This is a genomic window from Micromonospora sp. NPDC005172, assembly GCF_040608555.1.
Classification (GTDB): Bacteria; Actinomycetota; Actinomycetes; order Mycobacteriales; family Micromonosporaceae; genus Micromonospora.
The window spans coordinates 1-5,148 of sequence record NZ_JBEXIL010000105.1; the positions used below are offsets into that span (position 1 = coordinate 1).

The window sequence follows — 5,148 nt, forward strand, 5'->3', positions numbered from 1 at the left end:
CTGGCCGCCGGCGGCGTGGGTCGGCCGGCGGCGGCGTCCATCGCGGCGTTGGCGAGCGCGTCGGCGTGCCGGTTCTCCTCGCGCGGGATCCAGGTGAAGCGGACCGCGCCGAAGCGGCCCACCAGCGCGGCCGCCTGGGCGGCGAGCGGACGCAGGCCGGGGTGCTTGATCTGCCACCGGCCGCTCATCTGCTCGACGACCAGCTTGGAGTCCATCCGGACGTCCACCTCGGCGGCGTCCAGTTCGGCGGCAGCGCGCAGCCCGGCGATCAGCCCCTGGTACTCGGCGACGTTGTTGGTCGCCGTGCCCAACGACTCGGAGCGCTCGGCGAGCACCTCGCCGGTCTCCGGGTCGCGCACCACCGCGCCGTAGCCGGCCGGCCCGGGGTTGCCCCGGGACCCGCCGTCGGCCTCGACGACGACCACGCGCGGTGCCACGACCTACAGGCCCGACTCGTTGGTACGGACCATGATCCGGCGGCAGTCCTCGCAGCGGACCACGTCGTCCGGGGCCGCCTTGCGGATGCGGGCCAGGTCGGCGCCGGAGATGTCCAGCCGGCAGCCGCCGCAGCGGCCGGCGGTCAGCAGTGCGGCGCCCAGCCCGGTGTCCTCGCGGATCTTGTCGTAGAGGGTGACCAGCTCGGCGGGGAGGTCGGCCGCGAGCGGCTGCCGGGCACCCCGCTTGAACTCTTCGTCCTTGGCGATCTCGGCCAGCGCGTCGTCGCGGCGCTGCTCGGTGGCGGCCCGCTTCTCCCGGGTGTCGGCCAGCCGCTGCTCCACGCCGTCGAGGACGCTCTGGGCGGTCTCCCGCTGCTCCATCAACTCCAGCTCGGCGTCCTCCAGGTCACCCTGACGCCGGTTGAGCGAGGTCAGCTCGTGTTGGAGGGCCTCCAGCTCCCGGGCCGGACCGGTGCCGGCGGCGAGCCGGTTCTGGTCCTTCTCCTTGCGGGCGCGGACCTGCTCGACGTCCTTCTCCAGGCGGGCGATGTCCCGGTCCAGGTCGTCGACCGCCACCTGGGCGCGTACCCGCTCGTCCTCCAGCGACGACAACTCCCGGGCCAGCGCCTCCAGTTCGGCCCGCTCCGGCAACGACCGACGGCGGTGCGCGAGCTGGGCGAGGTTGGTGTCGATCGCCTGAAGGTCGAGCAGGCGGCGCTGGACCTGGGGGTCAGCCTTCACGGTCGGGCTCCTTGTCGTCCACAACGGGTGCGGCGGCGTGCACGGTCCACGGGTCGGTGTCCAGGTCGGACACCAGCGTCTCGACGCCCGGCGCCTCCCTGAGGAGGGCGGCCAGGTCGTCCAGCCACGGTCGTTCGGTCGCCCAGTGGGCGGCGTCGATCAGGGCGGGACCATCGGCGGCGACATGCTCGCTGGCCGGGTGGTGCCGCAGGTCGGAGGTGAGAAACGCGTCCACCCCGGCGGCGGTCGCGGTGCCGAGGAAGCTGTCCCCCGACCCACCGCTCACGGCGAGGGTACGAACCATACGCCCGGGATCCCCCGCGGCGCGAACTCCCCAGGACGTGACGGGGAGCACGGCGGCGGCGTGCCGGGTCAGCTCGGCGAGGGTCATGGGGCGGGGCAGCTCGCCGATCCGGCCGATGCCCCGGTCGTCGCCGTGTGCCGGGGAGCCGGGCGCGGGCCGTTGCAGCGGGCGCAGGTTGGTCAGGCCGAACCGGGCGGCGAGAGCGTCGGAGACGCCCGGGGACGCCACGTCGGCGTTGGTGTGCGCCACGTACAGCGCCACGCCGGCCCGGATCAACTGGTGGACGATCCGGCCCTTGACGGTCGTCGCCGCGACCGAGGAGACCCCCCGCAGCAGCAGCGGATGATGCGCGACGATCATGTCGGCCTCGGTGGCCAGCGCTTCGGCGACCGTCTCGGGCACCACGTCGACCACGCAGAGCACCCGGCGTACCGGGGCGGTCGGCTCGCCCAGCACCAGGCCGACGCGGTCCCAGTCCTCGGCCCAGACCGGCGGATAGCGGCGCTCCAACTCGGCCACCACGTCACTCACCGAAGGCGCGGATCGGCTTGTGCTCACGGCGGGCCAGCTTACCGGCGCGGAGGCCGCCGGACGGTGACACCCGGCCCAGCCGCGTACGACGGGAGGGCTCAGGCGGCGCGGTACGCGACGGTCCGCAGCGCGGCCAGCGGCATCTGCCAGGGGAAGGCGTGCATGTGCTGTTCGCCCGTCCCGGGTGGGTGCAGGGCGACCACGTGGTCACCGAAGAGCACCGTTATCCCCCACTCGGCCAGCCGGGCCACGCCGGCCCGGAACGCCGGGTGGGCGGCCATCGCGACGTTGGTGTACGGCACCGCGACGATCGGGATGCCCTTGCCCTGCGCCTCGACCAGCAGCCCGAGGGCGAGCGTGTCGGCGATACCCGCCGCCCACTTGTTGACCGTGTTCACGGTTGCCGGGCAGACGACCATGGCGTCGGCCGGCGGCAGCACGTCGGGATCACCGGGATTCTTGTAGTGCGTCCGCACCGGGTGGCCGGTCTGCCGGTGAAGGGCCGCCTGGTCGACGAACTTCGCGCCGTCCGGCGTAGTGATCACGCAGACGTCCCAATCGTCGGCCTGGGCCAGCTCGACCAGACGACCGACGTGACGGGCCAGCGGCGAACCGCAGGCGATGACATAGAGCACCGGACGGTGCTCGCTGGTGTGTGGTGCGCCGGTCGTCACACCGGCTCCGCGCTCATACCCCTACTCCCATCTGCTCAGCCAACTCCGCTACCGGAGAAGGCGGCGCACCCCGTGTGCGACGAAGGACATCCGACATCACCTCGTGGGCGATCGGCCGGCAGCGGATCTCCGACGGCGCGAGCCGGTCACCGAGCAGCAGCATTTCGCCGGCGTTCGCCACGTCGCCGATCTGGGCGTACCCGCGGGCGATGTCGAGCAGGTGGTGGGCCCGGCGCTCGGGTAGCAAGGCGTTGAAGTCGGGCTCCGCGATGCGCAACTGGTGGACCTCCACCGCGCGGCCCCCGTCGCCCAGCTCCACGGCGGCGGCGGCCCGGTGCAGCTCCACGTTCGTCGGGCCGAACGAGGTCCAGTAGTGGTTGTGGTCGCCGCCGAGCAGGGTGGCGGCCTCCTGCGCACAGTTGATCAGGTCGTCGACGCTTGCCGAGTCGCCGATCCGGGACGCGGCCATCGCGCCCTGCAACAGCAGCATCCCGTAGACGGACAGCCGGGCCGGCGAGACCTCGTTGCTGCCGCCGGGCGCGAGCCGGTTGGCGATCTGGACGTTCAGCTCCAGCGCCGGCCGGGCCCGGCCCATGGCGACCAGGGCGTTGCACACCCGGGTGGTGGCGATGCCGGCCAGCAGCGGGTCGTCGGCGCGCTGGGCCACCGCCATCGACCGGTCGGCCGCCAGCCAGGCCAGTTCGAACTCACCGAGCTTGCGCAGCACCGAGGACGCGATCTGGTAGACCTGCCCGAGCAGGTGGGCCGCCTCCGGCGCCTGCGCCCCGCTGTAGGCGGCGTCGGCCGCCTGGGCGTCGCGCAGCAGCTTGGGCAGCGCGCGGGTGAGCATCCCGTAGCGGCCGTACTGGTAGGTGAGCCAGGCGTGGTTGACGGCCTTACGCATGTCGTCCAGCGGAGGCGGGTACGGCACAGCGTCGAAGTAGGCGCTCATCGAGTCGTACCGTTCCAGGGCGGCCCGGATCTCCTGCACCTCGATCTGGTCGATGCAGTTCAGCGCGTCCGTGCGTCGCTCCGGATCGCGGCCCAGCAGCAGCTGTACGTCCATCTGCAGGATGTCGGCGATCTCGTAGAGGACCGAGAACTTGTCCAGCCGGCGCACGCCCCGCTCGACCTTGTCCACCCAGCTCTTCGACTTGCCCAGGCGGTCCGCGAAGACCTGCTGCGACATCTTGCGCCGCCCCCGCCAGTAGGCCACTCGCCGTCCAATGGGTAGCTCGTCCATCTCCCCATCCCTCCCCTGCCACCGCCGCCCGGGGCGGGGCGATGTCCGCGGGTGCGGCGATCAGTCGTTCGTCTTGCAGTTTTCGCTGGTCGCACAGCGTGTACGTCAGCCGGAAAGCCAGTCCTCGTACTTTTCGTGCAAGTTGCACGAGCCGTTCGTCAACCTCAACGATCGTGGGTTACGGCAGTGACGGCGTTCGAACTGCGACCTGGCGTCCGCCGGGCCCGACCGAGAGGAGATGGCACACATGTGGGGGAACGTCGGACCGCGCGTCGCCGAACTGTCGCCGCTGGAACGCGTCCGGCTGCGCCGGGTCGCCATCCGGTACGCCGTACACGGTTGGGAGGTGACGCCCGGCGCCTGCCTCGCCCGCAGCCGGTTCGTGTGCGGTCGGGCCGGCTGTCCCACGGTGGGCTGCCACCCCGCGCTGGAGAACTGGGAGCTGGCCGCCACCACCGACCCGGCCCGGGTAGCCACCTGGTGGCGGACGCGCCCGCACGGTGTCCTGCTGCCCACCGGGCGGACCTTCGACGTGCTGGAGGTACCGGCACACCTCGGCCGGCACGTGCTCGACGCCGTGCAGACCCACCCGGCCGGCACCGGCGTACGCGGGCCCGTGCTCGTCACCCCCACCGGTCGGTGGATGTTCCTGGTACGGCCCGGCGACCCCCTGCGGCCGGAGTTGGAGCACTGCTTCCACGTGGTCCGGCACGGGCCGGGGTCGTGGATTCCCGCGCCGCCGACCCGACTGCCGGAGGGCACCGTCCGCTGGGCGGTCGCCCCGGAGCAGGCCCGTTGGCAGCTCCCCGACTCGTACCTGGTGCAGAACACCCTGATCGAGGCGCTGCGCGCCAGCGGGGTGACGCTCACCCACGACCTGCTCCCCGGTCACCTGCCGCTGCCCCGCCGGGGAAGGTGAGCCCGGGGCCGGTCGACGATTCGATCCGGTGACCGACAGCGTCGCCGGGCGGCCGGTCCTCGTTGAGCAGGTGACCGCGCGAACGCGCGTCACGAACGGGGGAACGATGTCCACGTACGACCGGTCGCCGTATCCCGGCGGCACCGAGCCGCCCCGTCGCGGCCAACCACGGCACCGCTGGGCCGGCACCCGACCGACCGGCTCGCGCCCCGGGCGGCCCCGCCCCACCGGCACCCGTCCCGCCACCACCCACCGCCCCCTCCGCTAACCCCCACCCCCACCCCCACCCCCCCCCCCAC

At 73.0% G+C, this 5,148-nt stretch carries 6 protein-coding genes; 1 reads left to right on the top strand and 5 read right to left on the bottom strand.

Annotated features, from left to right (window positions below; genetic code table 11):
- The 5 genes from ABZV06_RS31840 to ABZV06_RS31860 all read right to left on the bottom strand — a co-directional run.
- Positions 1-437 (bottom strand): reverse transcriptase-like protein (locus tag ABZV06_RS31840; protein WP_355625959.1); only part of this gene is annotated, 437 nt, incomplete at its 3' end.
- A gap of 3 nt (positions 438-440) precedes the next feature.
- Positions 441-1,178, bottom strand: a complete 738-nt coding sequence (locus ABZV06_RS31845; RefSeq protein ID WP_355241362.1) for a C4-type zinc ribbon domain-containing protein — start codon at positions 1,176-1,178, stop codon at positions 441-443.
- Entirely contained in the window at positions 1,168-2,040 is an 873-nt protein-coding gene (locus tag ABZV06_RS31850) for a Nif3-like dinuclear metal center hexameric protein (RefSeq protein WP_355625961.1), read from the bottom strand. The genes ABZV06_RS31845 and ABZV06_RS31850 overlap by 11 nt, the downstream gene beginning before the upstream one ends.
- Positions 2,041-2,111: 71 nt before the next feature.
- Positions 2,112-2,687, bottom strand: a complete 576-nt coding sequence (locus ABZV06_RS31855; RefSeq protein WP_355241356.1) for a flavoprotein — start codon at positions 2,685-2,687, stop codon at positions 2,112-2,114.
- A gap of 13 nt (positions 2,688-2,700) precedes the next feature.
- Positions 2,701-3,930, bottom strand: coding sequence for a helix-turn-helix domain-containing protein (locus ABZV06_RS31860; RefSeq protein ID WP_355241353.1), 1,230 nt, complete (start codon positions 3,928-3,930; stop codon positions 2,701-2,703).
- Between the two features lie 247 nt (positions 3,931-4,177).
- Between ABZV06_RS31860 and ABZV06_RS31865 the strand changes: the two genes are divergently transcribed.
- Positions 4,178-4,849 carry a bifunctional DNA primase/polymerase gene (locus ABZV06_RS31865; protein ID WP_355051440.1) on the top strand — a complete coding sequence of 224 codons (672 nt, stop codon included), beginning with the start codon at positions 4,178-4,180 and terminating at the stop codon, positions 4,847-4,849.
- Positions 4,850-5,148 lie beyond the last annotated feature (299 nt).